We start from the raw sequence: 18,681 nt of genomic DNA, 5'->3' as shown, positions 1-18,681 counted from the left end.
ACAGCGTGACAGGATGCTTTGCGGCCCCGGGCTTTCCCGATAGAGTGCTTGACTTCTTTTCTTACCCTTTCATGTCTGCCAGCACGATGAGTTCCTCAATTCCTGCGCTCGGGCCGGTCATGATCGACCTCGAAGGGCTGGAAATCAGCGAGGCCGATCGTCGGCGATTGCTTCATCCCCATACCGGCGGGGTCATTCTTTTTGCGCGCAATTTCGAATCGCGCGCCCAGCTGATTTCGCTCACTTCAGCCATCCGCGAATTGCGGCCGGAATTGATCATCGCGGTCGATCATGAGGGCGGTCGGGTCCAGCGATTCCGCGCCGACGGATTCACGTCGATTCCGCCGATGCGCCGCATCGGCAAGCTCTGGGATCGCGATGAATCGCCGAGCAAGCTTGAAGCGGTGCGCGCCGCATCGGCCGTCGGCTATGTGCTCGCCAGCGAATTGCGCGCCTGCGGTGTCGATCTGAGTTTCGCACCGGTACTCGATCTCGATTACGGCCATTCGGAAGTGATCGGCGATCGCGCATTCCATGACGATCCACGCACGGTCACGCTGCTGGCCCAGGCACTCACGCATGGCATGTCGCTCGCTGGAATGGCCAATTGCGGCAAGCATTTTCCAGGGCATGGCTGGGCCGAGGCCGATTCTCACCTCGACCTGCCGACCGACGAGCGCACGCTCGATGAAATCCTCGACAGCGATGCAGCGCCTTATGGCTGGTTCGGCATCGGTCTGGCGGCAGTGATGCCGGCGCATGTGGTGTATCCGGCGGTCGATGAGCTGCCGGCGGGCTTCTCGGCCACCTGGTTGCAGAAGGTGCTGCGCCAGAGGCTCGGCTTCCTCGGCGTCATCATCAGCGACGACCTCAACATGGAAGGCGCGCGTGTCGCGGGCGACCTCGTCGCATCGGCACATGCGGCGCTGCGCGCGGGCTGCGACATGCTCCTCGCGTGCAACAAGCCCGATCGACTCGACCGCCTGCTCGACGGCCTCGACCACACGATGTCGGCCGCGAGCCTGGGCCGCATTTCGACGCTCAAGCCGACGGCGGCCATTCCCGATTGGGAAACGCTGCGCGCGAGCGATCGTTACGCGGCGGCATTCAAGATTCTCAAGTCGCTCTGAATCGCGCCGGCCCGATCGGCGGGTCGGTGGTGAATCGGATCGACGGAGCCACCAATTCGCCGATCCGGCGCCGAATTTGCCGGCCAAATTCGTCAGCCAACAAAAAAGCCGCCGTGCATTGCAGGGCGGCTTTTTTGTTGGAGCTCCGCCGGAAATGATCCGGCGAACCTATCGAAGAATCAGCCCTTCACGCGGCTGCGGTATTCGTGCGTGCGGGTGTCGATTTCGATCTTGTCGCCGGTATCGACGAACAGCGGCACCGAGATCTCGAAGCCGGTCGCGAGCTTGGCGGGCTTGAGCACCTTGCCCGAGGTATCGCCCTTGACGGCGGGTTCGGTGTAGGTGACTTCACGCACGAGCGAGGTCGGCAGTTCGACCGAGATGGCGCGGTCGTTGTAGAACACGACTTCGGCCGGCATGCCTTCTTCGAGGTAGCTCAGGGCGTCGCCCATGTTCTCGGCCTCGATCTCGTACTGGTTGTACTCGGCGTCCATCCAGACGTACATCGGATCGGCGAAGTACGAGTAGGTGACTTCCTTACGGTCGAGCACCAGCACGTCGAACTTGTCGTCGGCCTTGTAGACGGTTTCGGCGCCGGAGCCCGACAGCAGGCCCTTCATCTTGAGCTTGACGACGGCGGCATTGCGGCCGGATTTGTTGTACTCGGCCTTTTGCACGACCATCGGCTCGGTGCCGACCATGATCACGTTGCCGGCGCGCAGTTCCTGAGCGGTCTTCATACGGGGGAAACCTTGCGGGTAGGGCGCCCGCAGGAAACGCGTCGGCGCCAGAGTTGACAAAGCCCGCGATTCTAACCTGCGGCAATGTCGGCCGCGAGTTGGCGCCCGAGGTCGGGCAGGGCGAGCAGGCGGTCGCGCCAGACGAGCGCATGGCGCGCGAGGTCGGGCAGGGCGGCGCGCAGCGCCGGCCAGTGCGCGCCGACATCGGCACCGGCATTCCAGGCGTGCTGGAAGCCGATCCACGCCGACGCGGCGGTCGGCGGCAGGCCGCGCGAATACAGCGCCTCGAAGGCTTCGAGCTTGGCCCAGTGCGCACCGTCGTCCTGGGCATAGATGTGCCAGACGAAGGGCCGGCCGAGCAGCTGGGCGCGCACCACCGAATCCTCGCCGCGCACGATGCTGAGGTCGGCGGCGCGCAGCCAGTCGTCGAAGGCTTCCTGGGCCACGGGCGCGGGGCGGATGACGTCGAGCCGCGATGTCGTCGGCCATTGCGCGCGGCCCGGCGCGAGTGTGACTTCCACCGGGCGCGCGTCGTGGTCGATCGCGCGGGCGAGGCTGTCGAGCGCGGCCGTCGGGTAGCAGAAGACGAACAGCTTCAGCGCCCGGCTTGCGGCCGGGGCTCCGGCATCCGGCGGCGCGGATTCGACCGCAACGGCGCACGACCTTCGCAACCCCGGCTCGACGATCAGCCCGCCCCCGCCCGCCTCGAAGCCCGGAAAGTGAAAGTGCTTCACCAGCGGCAGCCACGGATGCGGGCTCGGCAGCCCGTGCCAGTCGCGCGCGAAGGGCTCGGCGGTGAGGTATTCGAGATTGATCCAGCGCGGCGGCGCGGGCAGGCGGGCGAGCGCCTCGACATAGTCCGCCGGCAGCTCGCAGGCGAAGGCCTCGATCACGAGCCTCACCCCGGCATCGGGCAGCACGCCGTCATGCCAGCGCTCGACCGTGATGCCGCGCACGCGCTGCACTGCCCGCTCCGCGCGCACGTCCGGCGCGATGAAGGCGAGGCTCGCCAGATCATCGATGACGAGCCGCACCGCCACGCCGTGGTCATGCGCGAGATTGCGCGCGAGCCGCCAGCACACGCCCGCGTCGCCGAGGTTGTCGATGACGCGGCAGAACAGGTCGCAACGCGCGGGCGGAACGGGGGGCAGGGCGGTGGTCATAATCGGCGGCAGTCCTTTCGCGTCATTGTCCATGTCCGATTCCGCTCCCACCGAACTGCCCGAATCCGCGCCCGCCTTCGACCCGAAGCCGGTCGTGCGCAGCCTGCCGCACCTGCCGGGCGTGTACCGCTACTTCGACGAGGCCGGCACCGCGCTCTACGTGGGCAAGGCGCGCGACCTGAAGAAGCGTGTGTCGAGCTACTTCCAGAAGCGGCCGAGCAGCGAACGCATCGCGCGCATGGTCGAGCGCATCGCGCGCATCGAGACCACGGTCACGCGCTCCGAGGCCGAGGCGCTGCTGCTCGAAAACAACCTCATCAAGACGCTCGCGCCGCGCTTCAACATCCTGTTCCGCGACGACAAGAGCTATCCCTACCTGAAGCTCACGGCGCACCGCTTCCCGCGCATGGCCTACTACCGCGGCTCGGTGGACAAGAAGAACCAGTACTTCGGTCCCTATCCGAGCGCCTGGGCGGTCAAGCAGTCGATCCAGATCCTCCAGAAGGTGTTCCAGCTGCGTACCTGCGAGGACTCGGTCTACAGCAACCGCACGCGGCCCTGCCTGCTGCACCAGATCGCGCGCTGCACCGCGCCCTGCGTCGACAAGATCAGTGCCGACGAGTACTCGCGCGACGTGCGGGAGGCGATGCGCTTCCTGCGCGGCGACCATGCCGAGGTGATGCGCGAGCTTGAGCAGCGCATGACAGCGTTTGCAGACGAGCTGCGCTTCGAGGAGGCGGCGGTGGTGCGCAACCGGCTGTCGGCGCTCGGCAAGGTGCTGCACCAGCAGTCGATGGAAGTGGCCGACGAGGCCGACATCGACATCCTCGCGGTGGCGGTGGGCGGCGGGCGTGCTTGCGTCAATCTCGCGATGGTGCGCGGCGGCCGGCATCTGGGCGACCGCGCCTACTTCCCGAAGCACATCGTCGATGCCGACGCGCTCGACGACGACCGCCCGCTCGCCGAGCGCGTGCTCGAAGCCTTCATGGTCCAGCACTACGCCGACCAGCCGCTGCCCGCCGTCGTCATCGCCGAGTTCACGCCCGCGATGCAGGCCGTGCAGGACGCGCTCACCGAAGTGGCCCAGCGCCGCGTGAGCTGGCTGAAGCAGCCGCAAGGCCAGCGCCGCTCCTGGCTGGAGCAATGCACGCGCAACGCCGAAATCGCGCTTGCGCGCAACCTCGCGGAGCAGGGCTCGGCCCAGGCGCGCACCGCCGCGCTCGCCGAGACGCTCGGCATGGAACTCGGCGCCGACGACCTCGAAAACCTGCGCATCGAATGCTTCGACATCAGCCACACGGCGGGCGAGGCCACGCAGGCGTCCTGCGTCGTGTATTGCCATCACGCGATGCAGAACGCCGAGTACCGGCGCTTCAACATCACCGGCATCACGCCCGGCGACGATTACGCCGCGATGCGCCAAGTGCTCATGCGCCGCTACACGAAGGTGGCCGACGGCGAGATGGAACTGCCAGACATCGTGCTCATCGACGGCGGCACGGGGCAGGTGGAGATGGCGCGCCAGGTGTTCGCCGAACTCGGGCTCGACATGTCGGTGCTGGTCGGCGTGAAGAAGGGCGAGAACCGCAAGGTGGGGCTAGAGACGCTCGTCTTCGCCGACGGCCGGCCCGAGCTGCTGCTCGGCGGCGGGAGCGCGGCGCTCATGCTCGTCGCCCAGATCCGCGACGAGGCGCACCGCTTCGCGATCACGGGCATGCGCAGCAAGCGCGCAAAGGCGCGGCAGGTGTCGGCGCTGGAGGAGATCGAGGGCGTCGGCGCCAAGCGGCGCCAGCGGTTGCTGACGCGCTTCGGCGGGCTGCGCGGCGTGGCCAACGCGAGCATCGACGACCTCGCGTCGGTGGACGGCATCTCGCGCACGCTGGCCGAGGAGATCTATCGGCGGCTGCATTGAGCGGCGAGAGCCCGCGGCAGGGGGCGCCGCGAGCAAGCGGTTGGCCGCATCCTCGTCGGGCGGCCTGCTGCTGCCCGCTCGCTGCGCGTGCCGCATTTTCGCCACGACGCAACGACGGATTGCCGCAAGCGGCCCGTCGCTAGAATCGCGCCCCTATGCCATTCAACTTCCCCATCTTTCTGACCTGGGCGCGCATCGTGCTGATTCCGCTCATCGTCGGAATCTTCTATTTGCCCGAAGACCTGCTTTCGCGGCAGATGCAGAACCTCGTCGCGACCGCCATGTTCGCGGCGGCCGCGCTCACCGACTGGTTCGATGGCTATCTGGCGCGGCGCTGGAACCAGACTTCGCAGTTCGGCGCCTTCCTCGATCCGGTCGCGGACAAGCTCATGGTCGCGGCGGCGCTGCTCATGCTGCTCAAGCTCCAGCGCGTGCACGAGCTGATCGCGCTGATCATCATCGGCCGCGAGATCACCATCAGCGCGCTGCGCGAATGGATGGCGCAGATCGGCGCCTCGAAGGCGGTGGCCGTGAACATGATCGGCAAGGTAAAGACCGCCGCGCAGATGGTCGCGATCCCGATGCTGCTGTACTACGACCCATTGGTGATTGCCGGTGAGTCGATCGATACCGGACGCGTCGGCGATGCGCTTGCCTGGCTTGCGGCGGTGCTGACCGTGATCAGCATGCTGTATTACCTGCGCCGCGCTTGGCCTCAGATCGCCGAGCGTACGCAGTCGCATAAATGACACTGATTGATCTTCAAAAGCGCATAGGTTTGACAAGTCGAGAATGCGTTCTATAATCGCAATCTCTGCTCAACGCCGAGCGCCAATTCGGCAAGCAACCAAAAGTTGCGGAGCAATGCGGGAGTAGCTCAGTTGGTAGAGCGCAACCTTGCCAAGGTTGAGGTCGCGAGTTCGAGACTCGTCTCCCGCTCCAAGTTCGGCAAAAAGGGAAGCTTCCGCTTCCCTCTTTTGCTTTGTGCCTAGTCTTTTGTTTGCTTCGAGCTGCGCGAGTTCTTGCGCATGCCCCGCAAGTTCATGGCTGCCAGACCGAACTGGAGCAGGACCAGCGCCCACGAACCCGTGGTCACGCCCCATGTCACCCACAGCGCATTGCTGCCCAGGTAACACCAGAAGCCGATCCTGCGGCGCTGCTGTGATGCCGATGCGACGAGCCATGCCGCGAGCAGCGTGACGGCCATCGCAGGCCATTGCAGCAGATTCAGGGTTGCTTGCATGCCACTCCTCGCCGCGTGTGACGACCTCGCCGATGTGCCAAGCTGCCTGCGGGATATCGCCTTCACAGTGACGATTCGTCAGCACCCGCGGTGACGCTGCTTGTCGAGCGTCCGGTTTTCGCGCGCCGCACAATGTCGTTTCCGCCAGCAATGCCGACTGGCAACACGGAGCGCCCGCATGGACAGCCTTACCGACAGCAAGCCCGCTTCCGCGTCGCGCGACTGGAGCTTTCCGGTCGAGGGCATGACCTGTGCCGCCTGCGCGACGCGCATCGAGAAGGTGCTGCGCCGTGTGCCGGGCGTCGAGTCGGCGAGCATCAATCTGGCCATGGAGTCGGCCGCAGTGCGCACGGCGGGCGATGTCGGGTTCGATGCCTTGCGCGGCGCGGTGGAGAAGGCCGGATTCCGCGTGGGCGAGCAGGAGCTGCGCTTCGCCGTGCGTGGCATGACCTGCGCATCTTGTGCCGCACGTATCGAGAAGGTGCTGATGCGCCAGCCCGGCGTCGTGTCGGCGACGGTGAATCTCGCGACGGAAATTGCGGAGATCCGTCTCGTGCCCGGGCAGTCGTCGTCGTCGGAGCTGATGGCGGCGGTGAAGCGCGCGGGCTACGAGCTGCTGGCCGCCGAGTCGCCCGCGGATGCGCCGCCTCCGGCCGCCGGGATTGCGATCGGCGAGGGCGCGCGGGTCGCGATCAGCGCGGCGCTGAGCTTGCCGCTCGTGCTGCCGATGCTCGCGGAACTCGCCGGCAGGCACTGGATGCTCGATGGCTGGCTGCAATTCGCGCTGGCCGCGCCGGTGCAGTTTTGGCTGGGCGCGCGCTTTTACCGTGCGGGCTGGAAGGCCTTGCGCGCGGGGGCCGGCAACATGGATCTGCTGGTCGCGCTGGGTACGTCGGCGGCGTTCGGGCTCAGCCTGTGGCAGCTGGCCGCGTCGCGCGAGGCGATGCCGCATCTGTACTTCGAGGCGTCGGCGGTCGTGATCACGCTGGTGCGGCTCGGCAAGTGGCTGGAGACGCGCGCCAAGCGTCAGACGACCGAGGCGATCCGGGCGCTCAACGCGCTGCGGCCCGACACGGCGCGGGTGCGGCGGCCGGATGGCGATGTCGAGATTTCGCTCGCGCAACTGCGCACGGGCGACACGCTGGTCGTGCGGCCGGGCGAGCGCCTGCCGGCGGACGGCACGGTGCTCGAAGGCGAGAGCCAGGTTGACGAGTCGCTGGTGACGGGCGAAAGCCTGCCGGTCGCGCGGGCTGTCGGCGATCGGGTCACGGGCGGCGCGGTCAACGGCGACGGCCTGCTGCTGGTGACGGTAACCGCCGTTGGCGCCGAGACGACGCTCGCGCGCATCGTCCGACTGGTCGAGAACGCCCAGGCCGCCAAGGCGCCGATCCAGCAGCTGGTCGATCGGGTGGCGGCGGTGTTCGTACCGGTGGTGATGGGCATCGCGCTGCTCACGCTGCTGGGCTGGGGCTTGGCCGGTGGCGACTGGGAGCGCGCGATCCTCAACGCGGTCGGCGTGCTGGTGATTGCCTGCCCCTGCGCGCTGGGTCTCGCGACACCGACGGCAATCATGGTCGGCACGGGCGCGGCGGCGCGGCGCGGCATCCTCATCAAGGACGCCGAGGCGCTCGAACTCGCGCACGAGCTGCGCATCGTCGCCTTCGACAAGACCGGCACGCTCACGCGCGGCCATCCGGAACTGCTCGCCTGCGAGCCGGTCGATGCGGCCACGAGCGCGGGGGAACTACTCGGTCTCGCGGCTGCGATCCAGTCCGGCAGCGAGCATCCGCTGGCGCGCGCCGTCGCCGAGGCAGCGCGACGCGGTGGCGCGCCGGTGACTGGAGCGAGTGACCTGCGCGCCCTGCCCGGACGCGGCATGTCGGCCGTGGTCGCGGGCCGTGTCCTGCGTCTTGGCAGCACGCGCTGGATGATCGAAACCGGCATCGACGCGATGACGATGCAAGCGCTTGCGGGGCCGCATGAAGCGGCTGGGCGCACCGTGTCATGGCTGGCCGAGGACGGCGCGGCTCGGTGTCCGCTCGGCTTGCTGGCCTTCGGCGACGAGATCAAGCCCGAGGCCGCCGGTGCGATCCGCGCATTGCATGCCATCGACGTGCGCACCGTGCTGATCAGCGGCGACAACGCGCGTAGCGCCGGCGCGGTCGCGCGCACGCTCGGCATCGACGATGTGCGCGCCGAGGTACTTCCCGAGGACAAGGCGCGCATCATCGGCGAACTGCGCTCGGCCGGCGGCCGGGTCGCAATGGTGGGCGATGGCATCAACGATGCGCCGGCACTCGCGGCCGCCGACGTGGGAATTGCGATGTCCACCGGTACCGATGTCGCCATGCATGCCGCGGGCATCACGCTCATGCACGGCGATCCGGCCCTCGTCGCCGACGCAATCGACATTTCGCGGCGTACCTACACCAAGATCCGCCAGAACCTGTTCTGGGCCTTCGCCTACAACGTCATCGGGATCCCGCTTGCCGCGGCGGGCTTGCTGAGTCCGGTGGTCGCCGGCGCGGCAATGGCCTTCAGCAGCGTGAGCGTCGTGACGAACGCCCTGACGCTGCGGCGCTGGAAGGGGACGAAATGACGCGGACGCCCTGCTGGCCCGGCGTGCTGCGACAGCGCGGCATCGACGAGCTTCTGCCCGTCAGGGATGTCGGTCACTGGACGAGCGATCTCGATTTCCGGCATTGGCGACCGCATGACGGCGACTGTGTCATCGACTCGAACGGCGTCGTGTTCGATGCGGTACTGCCTGTGTCGGCATGTCCGCCGGCCATCGTGCCGCGTGGCGACGGGTCCCTCATGTCGCTGGGCAAATTTTCCGAACTGGTGCGGCGCCACCTGTCGATGGCGGGGCAGTGCTGCGTTAGCAAGATCGAACTTGCGAGCTTTGCGGAAGGCATCGCGCTTGTTGCGCAAACCGCCGACTGAGCCCTGCGGGATCGATTCGCCGCGAATGCATGAGCGCGCCGATGTTCGTGCCCGCGCTGACGCCTTGCGGCCCGCAGGCGCAAGCCCGAAAAGACGCATCACGCGGCCGTCTTATAATCAAAGGCTTTTTGTGTGACGCGCCGGTCTGCCTTGCCCTCGTGGCTTCGATTGGTGCGTCGATCACCTTTCACTCGGCAACATCATGGCTTTGATCGTTCACAAGTACGGCGGCACGTCGATGGGCTCGACGGAACGCATCCGCAATGTCGCGCGCCGCGTCGCCAAATGGGTGCGCGCCGGGCATCAGATCGTCGTCGTCCCTTCCGCGATGTCGGGCGAAACCAACCGCCTGCTCGGCCTCGCGAAGGAACTGACGAGCAATCCCGATCCGCGCGAACTCGACATGATCGCGTCGACCGGCGAACAGGTCTCGGTTGGTCTGCTCGCGCTGGCGCTCCAGGCCGAAGGCGTGCCGGCCGTCAGCTATGCCGGTTGGCAGGTACCGGTCAGGACCGACTCCGCCTACACCAAGGCACGCATCAGCTCGATCGACGACACGCGAGTGCGCGCCGATCTCGACGCGGGCAAGGTCGTCGTCATCACCGGCTTCCAGGGCATCGACGAACTCGGCAGCATCACCACGCTCGGCCGTGGTGGCTCCGACACCTCCGCCGTCGCGGTCGCCGCCGCGCTCAAGGCCGAGGAATGCCTCATCTATACCGACGTGGACGGCGTCTACACGACCGATCCGCGCGTCGTGCCGGAAGCCCGCCGCCTCAAGGTCATCAGCTTCGAAGAAATGCTGGAGATGGCCTCGCTCGGCTCCAAGGTCCTGCAAATCCGCTCGGTCGAATTCGCCGGCAAGTACCGCGTGCGTACCCGCGTGCTGTCGAGCCTGACCGACCCGCTCATGCCGCTCGAAGACGAAATGATTTCGGGCACCCTGATCACCTTCGAGGAAGACGAAAAGATGGAAACCGCTGTCATCTCCGGCATCGCCTTCAGCCGCGATGAAGCCAAGGTCACCGTGCTCGGCGTGCCCGACAAGCCGGGTGTGGCGTTCAAGATCCTCGGCCCGATCGCCGAGGCCAACATCGATGTCGACGTGATCATCCAGAACCAGTCGGTGGAAGGCTTCACCGACTTCTCGTTCACGGTCGCGCGTGGCGAGCTGGCCAAGGCGCTCGACGTGCTCAACACCAAGGTCAAGCCGGAGATCGGCGCGAAGGAAATCGTCGGCGATCCGGCGGTGTGCAAGGTGAGCGCGGTCGGGATCGGCATGCGCTCGCATGTGGGCATCGCCAGCAAGATGTTCGAGACGCTCTTCAACGAGGGCATCAACATCCAGATGATCTCGACGTCGGAAATCAAGATCTCGGTCGTCATCGCCGACAAGTACATGGAGCTGGCGGTTCGCGCGCTGCACAAGGCTTTCGGCCTCGAAACCACAGCCGCCTGATTTGCCAGCGAGTCTGTAAGCGGCTATAGTCACGCGCTCAGCTGGAGACGTGACCGAGAGGCCGAAGGTGCTCCCCTGCTAAGGGAGTATGCGGTGAAGAGCTGCATCAAGGGTTCGAATCCCTTCGTCTCCGCCAATGATCAGTAAAAAACCCCCGAATCCGACATGCAGTCCGTCGAGTTTCGGGGGTTTTTCATTTTGCATTCACTTCGAATCAATCCAAGCTCCGGACGGTCGCAATTCGAATGGCGCAACATGTCTTTGCAAGGATAATTCCGACCTTGTGAGTTGCAGTCTGTAGTGACTTGGCATCACCTGATGGTGGCATGTGTGAAACCTTGCGCTGCTTTGCTTCGCAGCCAGTATCGCCAAGCAATGCTTCGGGTACTTTCTTGCGACCTTCTATTGAGGTACGCATGCCAAAAAGTCTTGGAAAAGCGGAGTCACTGGAACTCCCTCGAAAGTCGTCAGTCAGGACTGAAATCCGAAAGTCGTCCGCGCCACTGGAGCAGTCGCGCATCCGAATCATGGAGATTGCCTCCAGGCTGTTCATTTCCGAGGGCTACGGCCCCGTCACGATTGAGCGCGTTGCACGAGAGGCGCGTGTATCGAAAACCACGGTTTACAAGTTCGTGAGTTCGAAGGAGCAGTTGTATGAACTCGCAGTATCACAAACGGCGCGTCGCCGTGCTGCGGAGGATGGACTCATCCCTGACGACAGCAGCGATCTCCGTCGCACCTTCGAAACGATCGGGCGAAACCTGCTGCAGGCCTTGTCGGATCCGGAGTCACTGTCGTTGATGCGCAATGTGATTGCGGAGAGTCCGCGATTTCCACAGCTTGCCGAGGCGTTTCATCGGAACAGCCCCTTTCAGTCAGCCAAGGTACGTCTGACCAAGTTGCTCGAAAAGCTCGGGCAGGAGGGGCGCCTGTCGGTCCAAGATCCAGGAATGGCCGCAAGCCAGTTCATAGGAATGGTGCGGGACAATGCGCTGACCCGACTTCTGCTGGGTTTGAACGTCAAGAGTCGGGAGTTGGAACGGACGACGTTGGCTGCAGCAGACGCGTTCTTGAAAATTTATGCCGCTGAGGACTTGCAAAATCACCGCGAATGCGTATGATCTCGTTTTCTGCTTTGCGGCGTGCGAAACAAAGCAAAGCAAAAAATGTAGTTTGAAAACAAATTTTCATGCTACAATTTAATTCTTGAGCGGCTGTAGCTCAGTTGGATAGAGTACCTGGCTACGAACCAGGGGGTCGTGGGTTCGAATCCTGCCAGCCGCACCAAATTCAAGGTCCATTCAGATTATCTGAATGGACCTTTTGTTTTTGGCATGAAACGCAGACTTGCACTCTTCGACCTAGATCACACGCTGATCTCCTATGACAGCGGCGCTGATCTCCTCCGTTTTCTCGTTGCCCGAGAGTTGGTCGATGCTGGCTTTGTCGACCGTTATACCGAGCACTGCATCGAATACGTTGCGGGCCGGGTCGATCTCAGGCAGTTGAACCGTGAGTACTACGCCCTGCTAATGCGTTATCCGGTCGAATCATTGACTGCGTGGCGAAATGAATGGCGTGAGGAAAGCGGCAAGCATGTTTCTGCTGCTGCAATGCGTCTCGTGCATTCGCATCATGCAAGCGGAGATCTTTGCTGCCTGGTGACGGCGACCAGCGAGTTCATCGCGTCCGCCTATCGCGAAATTTTCGGCTTCGAGCACATGGTCGCTACCCGGATTGCGATGGCTGAAGGCCCGCAAGGCAGTTTCATTTCAGGGGAAGTCGAGGGTTTGCTCAACTATCGCGAAGGCAAGATAGCGAATGTGCGCGACTGGTTGCTGGCCCAGGGACTGGATTGGTCGAGTTTTGACGAAAGCGTCTTCTACAGCGATTCGTTCAATGATCTGCCGTTGCTTGAGTACGTGAGTCACCCGGTGGCCGTCACGCCGGACGCTCGATTGCGCGCGGTGGCAATCGAGCGCGGCTGGCGGATCCTCGATCTCGCCTGAGCGGTGGCGCGTCAGACGAGCGGCCTGCGTGGCTTCACATGGCTGGCCGCAGTCTTTGCGTTGATGCGGGCCGCCTCGACAGCCGTGGCATGTGCGAGTGCCACGCCCATGCGCCGGCGAACAAAGCTCTCCGGTTTGCCGAACAGGCGCAGTTCCGTGCCCGGCACGGCGAGCGCTTCGGCGACACCGTCAAAGACGATCTCCTTTGCCTCGACACCGCCGTAGATGACGGCCGATGCCCCCGGGCTGCGTAGGGATGTATCCACCGGCAGGCCGAGGATGGCGCGTGCATGCAGTTCGAACTCGTTTTGCCATTGCGTGACGAGCGTGACGAGTCCGGTGTCGTGCGGGCGCGGCGACACTTCGCTGAACCACACCGCGTCGCCCTTCACGAACAGCTCGACGCCGTAGATGCCGCAGCCGCCGTCGCCGCCGAGCGCGGCGGTGACCGCCCTCGCGATGTCCTGCGCGCGTTGCAGCGCGAGCGGCGCCATTGCGCAGGGCTGCCAGCTTTCGACGTAGTCACCGTGGACCTGCACATGGCCGATCGGCTCGCAGAAATGCGTGTCGATGGGCCGAGTCAAGCCAGTGTTGGCCGGCGTGCTGCCGTCTGCGCCGTCCACCGCCGGTGCCGCATGCGCGCGTACCGTGAGCAGCGTGATCTCGTAATCGAAGTCGATGAAGCCTTCGACGATGACGCGGCCCGCACCCACGCGGCCGCCGGCCTGTGCGTACTCCCAAGCCTTCTTCACGTCGTCGGGGCCGTCGAGCTTGCTCTGGCCCTTGCCCGACGAACTCATCACCGGTTTGACCATGCACGGATAGCCGATGCCGCCGTCGATCGCGGCCTGGAGCTGTTCGAGCGTGTCGGCGAAGGCGTAGGGGCTGGTCGGCAGGCCGAGCGTCTCGGCGGCGAGGCGGCGGATGCCTTCGCGGTCCATCGTCAGGCGCGCGGCGCGGGCGTTGGGCACGACGCGCACGACGCCGGCGGCTTCCAGTTCCTGGAGCATCGGCGTGGCGATGGCTTCGATCTCGGGCACGACGAGGTCGGGCTTCTCGGCTTCGATCAGCGCCTTGAGCTGGGCGCCGTTGGTCATCGCGATCGTGTGTGCGCGGTGCGCGACCTGATGGCCCGGCGCGTTGTCGTAGCGATCGACCGCGATCGTCTCGACGCCCAGACGTTGCAGCGCGATCAGCACTTCCTTGCCCAGCTCGCCGGAGCCGAGAAGCATGACCCGCGTGGCCGAGGGCGACAGCGGCGTACCGAGCGGTTTCGTCATGCCTGGCCTTCCTTCTTCTGCAGCTCGGCCAGTTCGGCGCGGATCGCGTCCATGTCGAGCGCGCGCGCTTCCTCGATGAGCTTTTCGAGCGCGCCGGCGCCGAGCGCGCCCGCCTCGCGGTAGATCATGATCCGGTCGCGAAGGATCATGAGCGTGGGCACCGAACGGATCTGGAAGCCGCTCGACAGCTCCTGCTGCTGGTCGGTGTCGATCTTGCCGAACACGATGTCCGGATGCTTCTCGGACGCGGCCTCGAACACCGGCGCGAAACCCTTGCACGGCCCGCACCACGTCGCCCAGAAATCGAGGATGACGATGGGATTGTTGTCGATGACGTCCTTGAAGCTGTCGTCGGTGACTTCGATGGTGGCCATGGGCGCTCCGTTCTGTTGAAGCCCCGATTCTGGCGCATTGCCGGGCCGCGTCGCGGCAAGGCCCCTGACCAGCGGTCGCCCGGTGTGGCGCCGCCGATGCTTGTGGTGGGAGGAGAGGCGAGGGCTGCCCCCGTCTGCCGCGACCGGTCGCGAGGCAGGGCGATCGGTCGCGGCGGGCAGTCGGCGCGGGGTGAATGCGGTGGCGGGATTGCCGCGCCGCAGTTCGCGGCTCGCGGTTGAAGGCCCGTACTCGCCGGGCGGCGAGCGCGGGCGGCAAGACATCAGGCCGCGAGTTCCTCGCGGTGCTCGCGCAGCGCGACGGTGACGATCTCGTCGAGCCCGTCGCCGTTGGTGGCGTCGATGTGCGCGAACAGGTCGCGCCGCATGCGCGGTTCCCAGAAGCGGTGGATGTGCTGGGCGATGCCCTGGAGCGCCTCGGCGCGGTCGGGCATGGCGGCGAAGAAGGCGCCGATCTGGTTGGCCATGCGCACGAGCTTGCTGTTGTCCATTGCTGTCTCCGTGGCGCTCAGGCGCGGATGCGCGCGGCGCCGCTGTAGAGGTTGAGATTGCGGCCGCGCGCGAAGCCGGCCAGGCAGATGCCGGCGCGCGTGGCGATGTCGATGGCGAGCGCGGTCGGCGCCGACACTGCGACGAGGATGCCGATGCCGAGCGCCTGCGCCTTCTGCACCATCTCGACGCTGGCGCGGCTGGTCACGAGCGCGAAGCCGGCATCGGCGTCGAAGCCGCCGCGCGCGAGTGCGCCGGCGAGCTTGTCGAGCGCGTTGTGCCGGCCGACGTCCTCGCGCACGAGCAGCACGCGGCCGTCGGTATCGCACCAGGCGGCGGCGTGGGCGCCGCCAGTCGCGCGTTGCAGCGGCTGGCGAGCGGGCAGGGTGTTGAGAGCGCTTGCAATCGCCGCGCGCGAGGTGACGGCGCGCGACGCGACCGCAGGCAGCGAGCGCACCGCGTGGGCCAGGCTTTCGGTGCCGCACAGGCCGCAGCCGGTGCGGCCGGTCATGCTGCGGCGGCGTTCCTTCAGGCCAGCGAAGCGCTCCGACGCGATGTCGAGCTTGACGGCGATGCCTTCGCAACGCGGCTCGACTTCGATGTCGCGCACCTCGGTCGCGTCGCGCACGATGCCTTCGGTGAGCGCGAAGCCGAGCGCGAAATCCTCCAGGTCGGCCGGCGTCGCGAGCATCACCGCATGCGAGATGCCGTTGAACTCCAGGGCGACCGGCACTTCTTCCACGACGGTGTCATAGCCCGCGAAGGCCGCGTCGCCGCGCCAGCCGCCGACCGTCACCGTGCGCGACGGCGTGGCGTCGATCACGGCCTCGCAGCGCGGCGGCACAGCCTCGTCACGGGCGCCGGTGACGACGCAGGCCGCCCGGTCGTCGCCGACCGGCAAGGCCGACGAGCCGCCGCCCGCCGACGCACCGCCCACGGCATTGCAATCGCTTGCAACGCCGCCGGCCGGCACCATCGCGTCGAGCCCGTCGGGCATCACTTCACCGTCGCGGCGGCGTCGGCCGACTCGCGTTCGCGCAGCAGCTGCTCCTGCAGCTTGTTGAAGCGCGTATAGCCCTGCTGCCATTCGGACGGCTGCGTCACCGGCATCACCTGCACGGCGGTCACCTTGTACTCGGGGCAGTTGGTGGCCCAATCGGAGTTGTCGGTCGTGATGACGTTGGCGCCCGATTCGGGGAAGTGGAAGGTCGTGTACACGACGCCCGGCTGCATCCGTTCGCTCACGACGGCGCGCAGCACCGTCTCGCCGGCGCGGCTCTTGATGCCGACCCAGTCGCCGTCGTTGATGCCGCGGTCCTCGGCGTCATGCGGATGGATTTCGAGCCGGTCTTCCTCGTGCCACTGGTTGTTGTCGGTGCGGCGGGTCTGGGCGCCGACGTTGTACTGGCTGAGGATGCGGCCGGTCGTGAGCAGCAGCGGGTACATGCGCGTCACCTTCTCGTCGGTGCCGATGTACTGCGTGATGATGAAGCGCCCCTTGCCGCGCACGAAGCCGCCGATGTGCATCGTCGGCGTGCCCTCGGGCGCGCTCTCGTTGCAGGGCCATTGCACGCTGCCCAGCTCGTCGATCTTGCGGTAGCTCACGCCATGGAAGGTCGGCGTCAGGCGCGCGATCTCGTCCATGATCTCTTCCGGGTTGCGATAGGGCATCGGATAGCCGAGCGCCTCGGCCAGCTTGCAGGTCACTTCCCAGTCGGAATAGCCACCGAGCGGCGGCATCACCTTGCGCACGCGCGAGATGCGGCGCTCGGCGTTGGTGAAGGTGCCGTCCTTTTCCAGGAAGGACGAGCCCGGCAGGAAGACATGCGCGTACTTGGCGGTCTCGTTCAGGAACAGGTCCTGCACGACGATGCACTCCATGCTCATGAGCGCTTCGGCCACATGCTGGGTGTTGGGGTCGCTCTGGACGATGTCCTCACCCTCGCAGTACAGCGCCTTGAAGCTGCCGCCGATCGCCGCCTCGAACATGTTGGGAATGCGCAGGCCCGGCTCGGGGTTGAGCGTCACGCCCCAGGCGTCCTCGAACAGCGCGCGCGTCGTGCTGTCGCTGATGTGGCGATAGCCCGGCAGCTCGTGCGGGAAGGAGCCCATGTCGCAGGAGCCCTGCACGTTGTTCTGGCCGCGCAGCGGGTTCACGCCCACGCCTTCGCGGCCGACGTTGCCGGTGGCCATCGCGAGATTGGCGATCGCCATGACGGCCGTGCTGCCCTGGCTGTGCTCGGTCACGCCGAGGCCGTAGTAGATGGCAGCATTGCCGCCGGTCGCGTACAGCCGCGCGGCGCCGCGCACGAGTTCGGCCGGCACGCCGGTGGTGTCGGCCATCGCCTCGGGCGAGTTGTCGGCGCGGGCGACGAATGCCTTCCACTCGCCGAAGGCCTTGGGGTCGCAGCGTTCGGCGATGTACTCGTCGGCGAGCAGGCCCTCGGTCACGATCACATGCGCCAGCGCCGTCAGCACCGCCACGTTGGTGCCGGGCTTAAGTTGCAAATGAAAGTCGGCTTTCACGTGCGGCGACTTGACCATGTCGATGCGGCGCGGGTCGATGACGATGAGGCGCGCGCCCTCGCGCAGCCGCTTCTTCATGCGCGAGCCGAACACCGGATGGCCGTCGGTCGGGTTGGCGCCGATCACGAGGATCACGTCGCTCTGCTCGACCGACTTGAAGGTCTGGGTGCCGGCCGAGGTGCCGAAGGTCTGGCCCAGGCCATAGCCCGTGGGCGAATGGCAGACGCGGGCGCAGGTATCGACGTTGTTGTTGCCGAAGGCCGCGCGCACCAGCTTCTGCACGAGATAGCCCTCTTCATTCGTGCAACGGCTGGAGACGATGCCGCCCACGCTGTCGCGGCCGTACTTGGCCTGGATGCGGCGGAACTCGCTCGCCGTGTAGGCGAAGGCTTCTTCCCAGCTCACCTCGCGCCACGGATCGCTGATGCTCTTGCGGATCATCGGCTTGGTGATGCGGTCCTTGTGCGTGGCGTAACCCCAGGCGAAGCGGCCCTTGATGCAGCTGTGGCCCTCGTTGGCCTGGCCGTCCTTCCACGGCGTCATGCGCACGACAGTGTTGCCCTTCATCTCGGCCTTGAAGCCGCAGCCCACGCCGCAATAGGCGCAGGTGGTGATCGCGCTGTGCTCGGGCTGGCCGATGCGGATGACGGTCTTTTCCTCCAGCGTGGCGGTCGGGCAGGCGTTGACGCAGGCGCCGCAGCTCACGCATTCCGACTCCATGAACGGCTGGTCCTGGCCCGGCGACACGCGCGACTCGAAGCCGCGACCGCTGATCGTCAGCGCGAAGGTGCCCTGCTGCTCCTCGCAGGCGCGCACGCAGCGGTTGCAGACGATGCATTTCGAGGCGTCATAGGTGAAGTACGGGTTCGACTCGTCCTTCTGCGCCTTGAGGTGGTTGTCGCCCTCGTAGCCGTAGCGCACGTTGCGCAGGCCCACGGCGCCGGCCATGTCCTGCAATTCGCAATCGCCGTTGGTGGGGCAGGTCAGGCAGTCGAGCGGATGGTCGGAGATGTACAGCTCCATCACGCCGCGGCGCAGTTTGGCGAGGCGGTCGGTTTGCGTCTTGACCTTCATGCCGGCCTCGGCCGGCGTGGTGCAGGACGCGGGCGTGCCGCGCCGGCCTTCGATCTCCACCAGACAGAGCCGGCAGGAGCCGAAGGCTTCGAGCGTGTCGGTCGCGCACAGCTTGGGAATGCTGATGCCGGCCTCGGCGGCGGCGCGCATCACGGACGTGCCCTCGGGCACGGTCACGCTCACGCCGTCGATGTCGAGGGTGACGGTCTTGTCGGACACGCGCTTCGGCGTGCCGTAGTCGATCTCGATTTCGCGGAAAACGGTGGACATGGTTCTGTCTCCTCCGACGGCGCTTCGGCGGCCGTCATGCCGGGCAAT

16 protein-coding genes and 3 tRNA genes are annotated in these 18,681 nt (G+C 66.1%); 11 read left to right on the top strand and 8 right to left on the bottom strand.

Annotated features, from left to right (window positions below; translation table 11 throughout):
• Positions 1-86 precede the first annotated feature (86 nt).
• Positions 87-1,130, top strand: a complete 1,044-nt coding sequence (gene nagZ / locus H566_RS0120725) for a beta-N-acetylhexosaminidase (protein WP_034412326.1) — start codon at positions 87-89, stop codon at positions 1,128-1,130.
• 179 nt (positions 1,131-1,309) lie between these two features.
• Here nagZ and efp read toward each other — a convergent pair whose 3' ends face one another.
• Together efp and earP are read right to left on the bottom strand one after the other, a co-directional pair.
• Positions 1,310-1,870 (bottom strand): elongation factor P, encoded by a 561-nt coding sequence (efp, locus tag H566_RS0120720; protein WP_028312937.1) that lies wholly within the window; start codon positions 1,868-1,870, stop codon positions 1,310-1,312.
• 71 nt (positions 1,871-1,941) lie between these two features.
• Positions 1,942-3,033: an elongation factor P maturation arginine rhamnosyltransferase EarP gene (gene earP, locus H566_RS26765; protein WP_034412666.1), complete on the bottom strand. Its 1,092-nt coding sequence runs from the start codon at positions 3,031-3,033 to the stop codon at positions 1,942-1,944.
• A gap of 31 nt (positions 3,034-3,064) precedes the next feature.
• On the opposite strand from earP, the gene uvrC reads away from it, so the two are divergent.
• From uvrC to H566_RS0120700, 3 genes are all read left to right on the top strand, one after another.
• Positions 3,065-4,945, top strand: a complete 1,881-nt coding sequence (gene uvrC, locus H566_RS0120710; protein WP_028312936.1) for an excinuclease ABC subunit UvrC — start codon at positions 3,065-3,067, stop codon at positions 4,943-4,945.
• Between the two features lie 155 nt (positions 4,946-5,100).
• Positions 5,101-5,694, top strand: coding sequence for a CDP-diacylglycerol--glycerol-3-phosphate 3-phosphatidyltransferase (pgsA, locus tag H566_RS0120705; RefSeq protein ID WP_028312935.1), 594 nt, complete (start codon positions 5,101-5,103; stop codon positions 5,692-5,694).
• Positions 5,695-5,811: 117 nt separating this feature from the next.
• Positions 5,812-5,887: transfer RNA gene (locus H566_RS0120700), tRNA-Gly, on the top strand.
• A gap of 46 nt (positions 5,888-5,933) precedes the next feature.
• On the opposite strand, the gene H566_RS0120695 is transcribed toward H566_RS0120700, so the two are convergent.
• Positions 5,934-6,188, bottom strand: a complete 255-nt coding sequence (locus H566_RS0120695) for a hypothetical protein (RefSeq protein WP_028312934.1) — start codon at positions 6,186-6,188, stop codon at positions 5,934-5,936.
• 178 nt (positions 6,189-6,366) lie between these two features.
• Between H566_RS0120695 and H566_RS0120690 the strand changes: the two genes are divergently transcribed.
• The 7 genes from H566_RS0120690 to H566_RS0120660 all read left to right on the top strand — a co-directional run bounded on the left by H566_RS0120690 (position 6,367) and on the right by H566_RS0120660 (position 12,602).
• Positions 6,367-8,787, top strand: coding sequence for a heavy metal translocating P-type ATPase (locus H566_RS0120690; RefSeq protein ID WP_028312933.1), 2,421 nt, complete (start codon positions 6,367-6,369; stop codon positions 8,785-8,787).
• Positions 8,784-9,134 carry a DUF4144 family protein gene (locus H566_RS0120685; protein ID WP_028312932.1) on the top strand — a complete coding sequence of 117 codons (351 nt, stop codon included), beginning with the start codon at positions 8,784-8,786 and terminating at the stop codon, positions 9,132-9,134. The genes H566_RS0120690 and H566_RS0120685 overlap by 4 nt, the downstream gene beginning before the upstream one ends.
• A 202-nt stretch (positions 9,135-9,336) precedes the next feature.
• Positions 9,337-10,593 carry an aspartate kinase gene (locus H566_RS0120680; RefSeq protein ID WP_028312931.1) on the top strand — a complete coding sequence of 419 codons (1,257 nt, stop codon included), beginning with the start codon at positions 9,337-9,339 and terminating at the stop codon, positions 10,591-10,593.
• A gap of 43 nt (positions 10,594-10,636) precedes the next feature.
• Positions 10,637-10,729: transfer RNA gene (locus tag H566_RS0120675), tRNA-Ser, on the top strand.
• A gap of 391 nt (positions 10,730-11,120) precedes the next feature.
• A complete protein-coding gene (locus H566_RS26760) occupies positions 11,121-11,714 on the top strand; it encodes a TetR/AcrR family transcriptional regulator (RefSeq protein ID WP_051379078.1) in 594 nt (197 codons plus the stop codon).
• An 89-nt stretch (positions 11,715-11,803) separates the two neighbouring features.
• Positions 11,804-11,880 (top strand) — tRNA-Arg (locus H566_RS0120665).
• On the top strand, positions 11,853-12,602 hold the full coding sequence (locus H566_RS0120660; RefSeq protein WP_156924531.1) for an HAD family hydrolase: 750 nt from the start codon (positions 11,853-11,855) through the stop codon (positions 12,600-12,602). The genes H566_RS0120665 and H566_RS0120660 overlap by 28 nt, the downstream gene beginning before the upstream one ends.
• Positions 12,603-12,613: 11 nt before the next feature.
• On the opposite strand, the gene purT is transcribed toward H566_RS0120660, so the two are convergent.
• The 5 genes from purT to fdhF all read right to left on the bottom strand — a co-directional run bounded on the left by purT (position 12,614) and on the right by fdhF (position 18,633).
• On the bottom strand, positions 12,614-13,882 hold the full coding sequence (gene purT / locus H566_RS0120655) for a formate-dependent phosphoribosylglycinamide formyltransferase (protein ID WP_028312929.1): 1,269 nt from the start codon (positions 13,880-13,882) through the stop codon (positions 12,614-12,616).
• Positions 13,879-14,256, bottom strand: a complete 378-nt coding sequence (locus tag H566_RS0120650; protein WP_028312928.1) for a thioredoxin family protein — start codon at positions 14,254-14,256, stop codon at positions 13,879-13,881. Before H566_RS0120650 ends, purT begins: the two co-directional genes overlap by 4 nt.
• Before the next feature lie 281 nt (positions 14,257-14,537).
• Positions 14,538-14,765 carry a formate dehydrogenase subunit delta gene (locus tag H566_RS0120645; RefSeq protein ID WP_028312927.1) on the bottom strand — a complete coding sequence of 76 codons (228 nt, stop codon included), beginning with the start codon at positions 14,763-14,765 and terminating at the stop codon, positions 14,538-14,540.
• 17 nt (positions 14,766-14,782) lie between these two features.
• Positions 14,783-15,760: a formate dehydrogenase accessory sulfurtransferase FdhD gene (gene fdhD, locus H566_RS26755; RefSeq protein ID WP_245591418.1), complete on the bottom strand. Its 978-nt coding sequence runs from the start codon at positions 15,758-15,760 to the stop codon at positions 14,783-14,785.
• Positions 15,760-18,633 (bottom strand): formate dehydrogenase subunit alpha, encoded by a 2,874-nt coding sequence (gene fdhF / locus H566_RS0120635; RefSeq protein ID WP_028312926.1) that lies wholly within the window; start codon positions 18,631-18,633, stop codon positions 15,760-15,762. The genes fdhD and fdhF overlap by 1 nt, the downstream gene beginning before the upstream one ends.
• Positions 18,634-18,681: the final 48 nt, after the last annotated feature.

Source organism: Derxia gummosa DSM 723 (assembly GCF_000482785.1).
Classification (GTDB): domain Bacteria; phylum Pseudomonadota; class Gammaproteobacteria; order Burkholderiales; family Burkholderiaceae_E; genus Derxia; species Derxia gummosa.
This window is presented reverse-complemented; position numbering and strand designations above follow the sequence as displayed.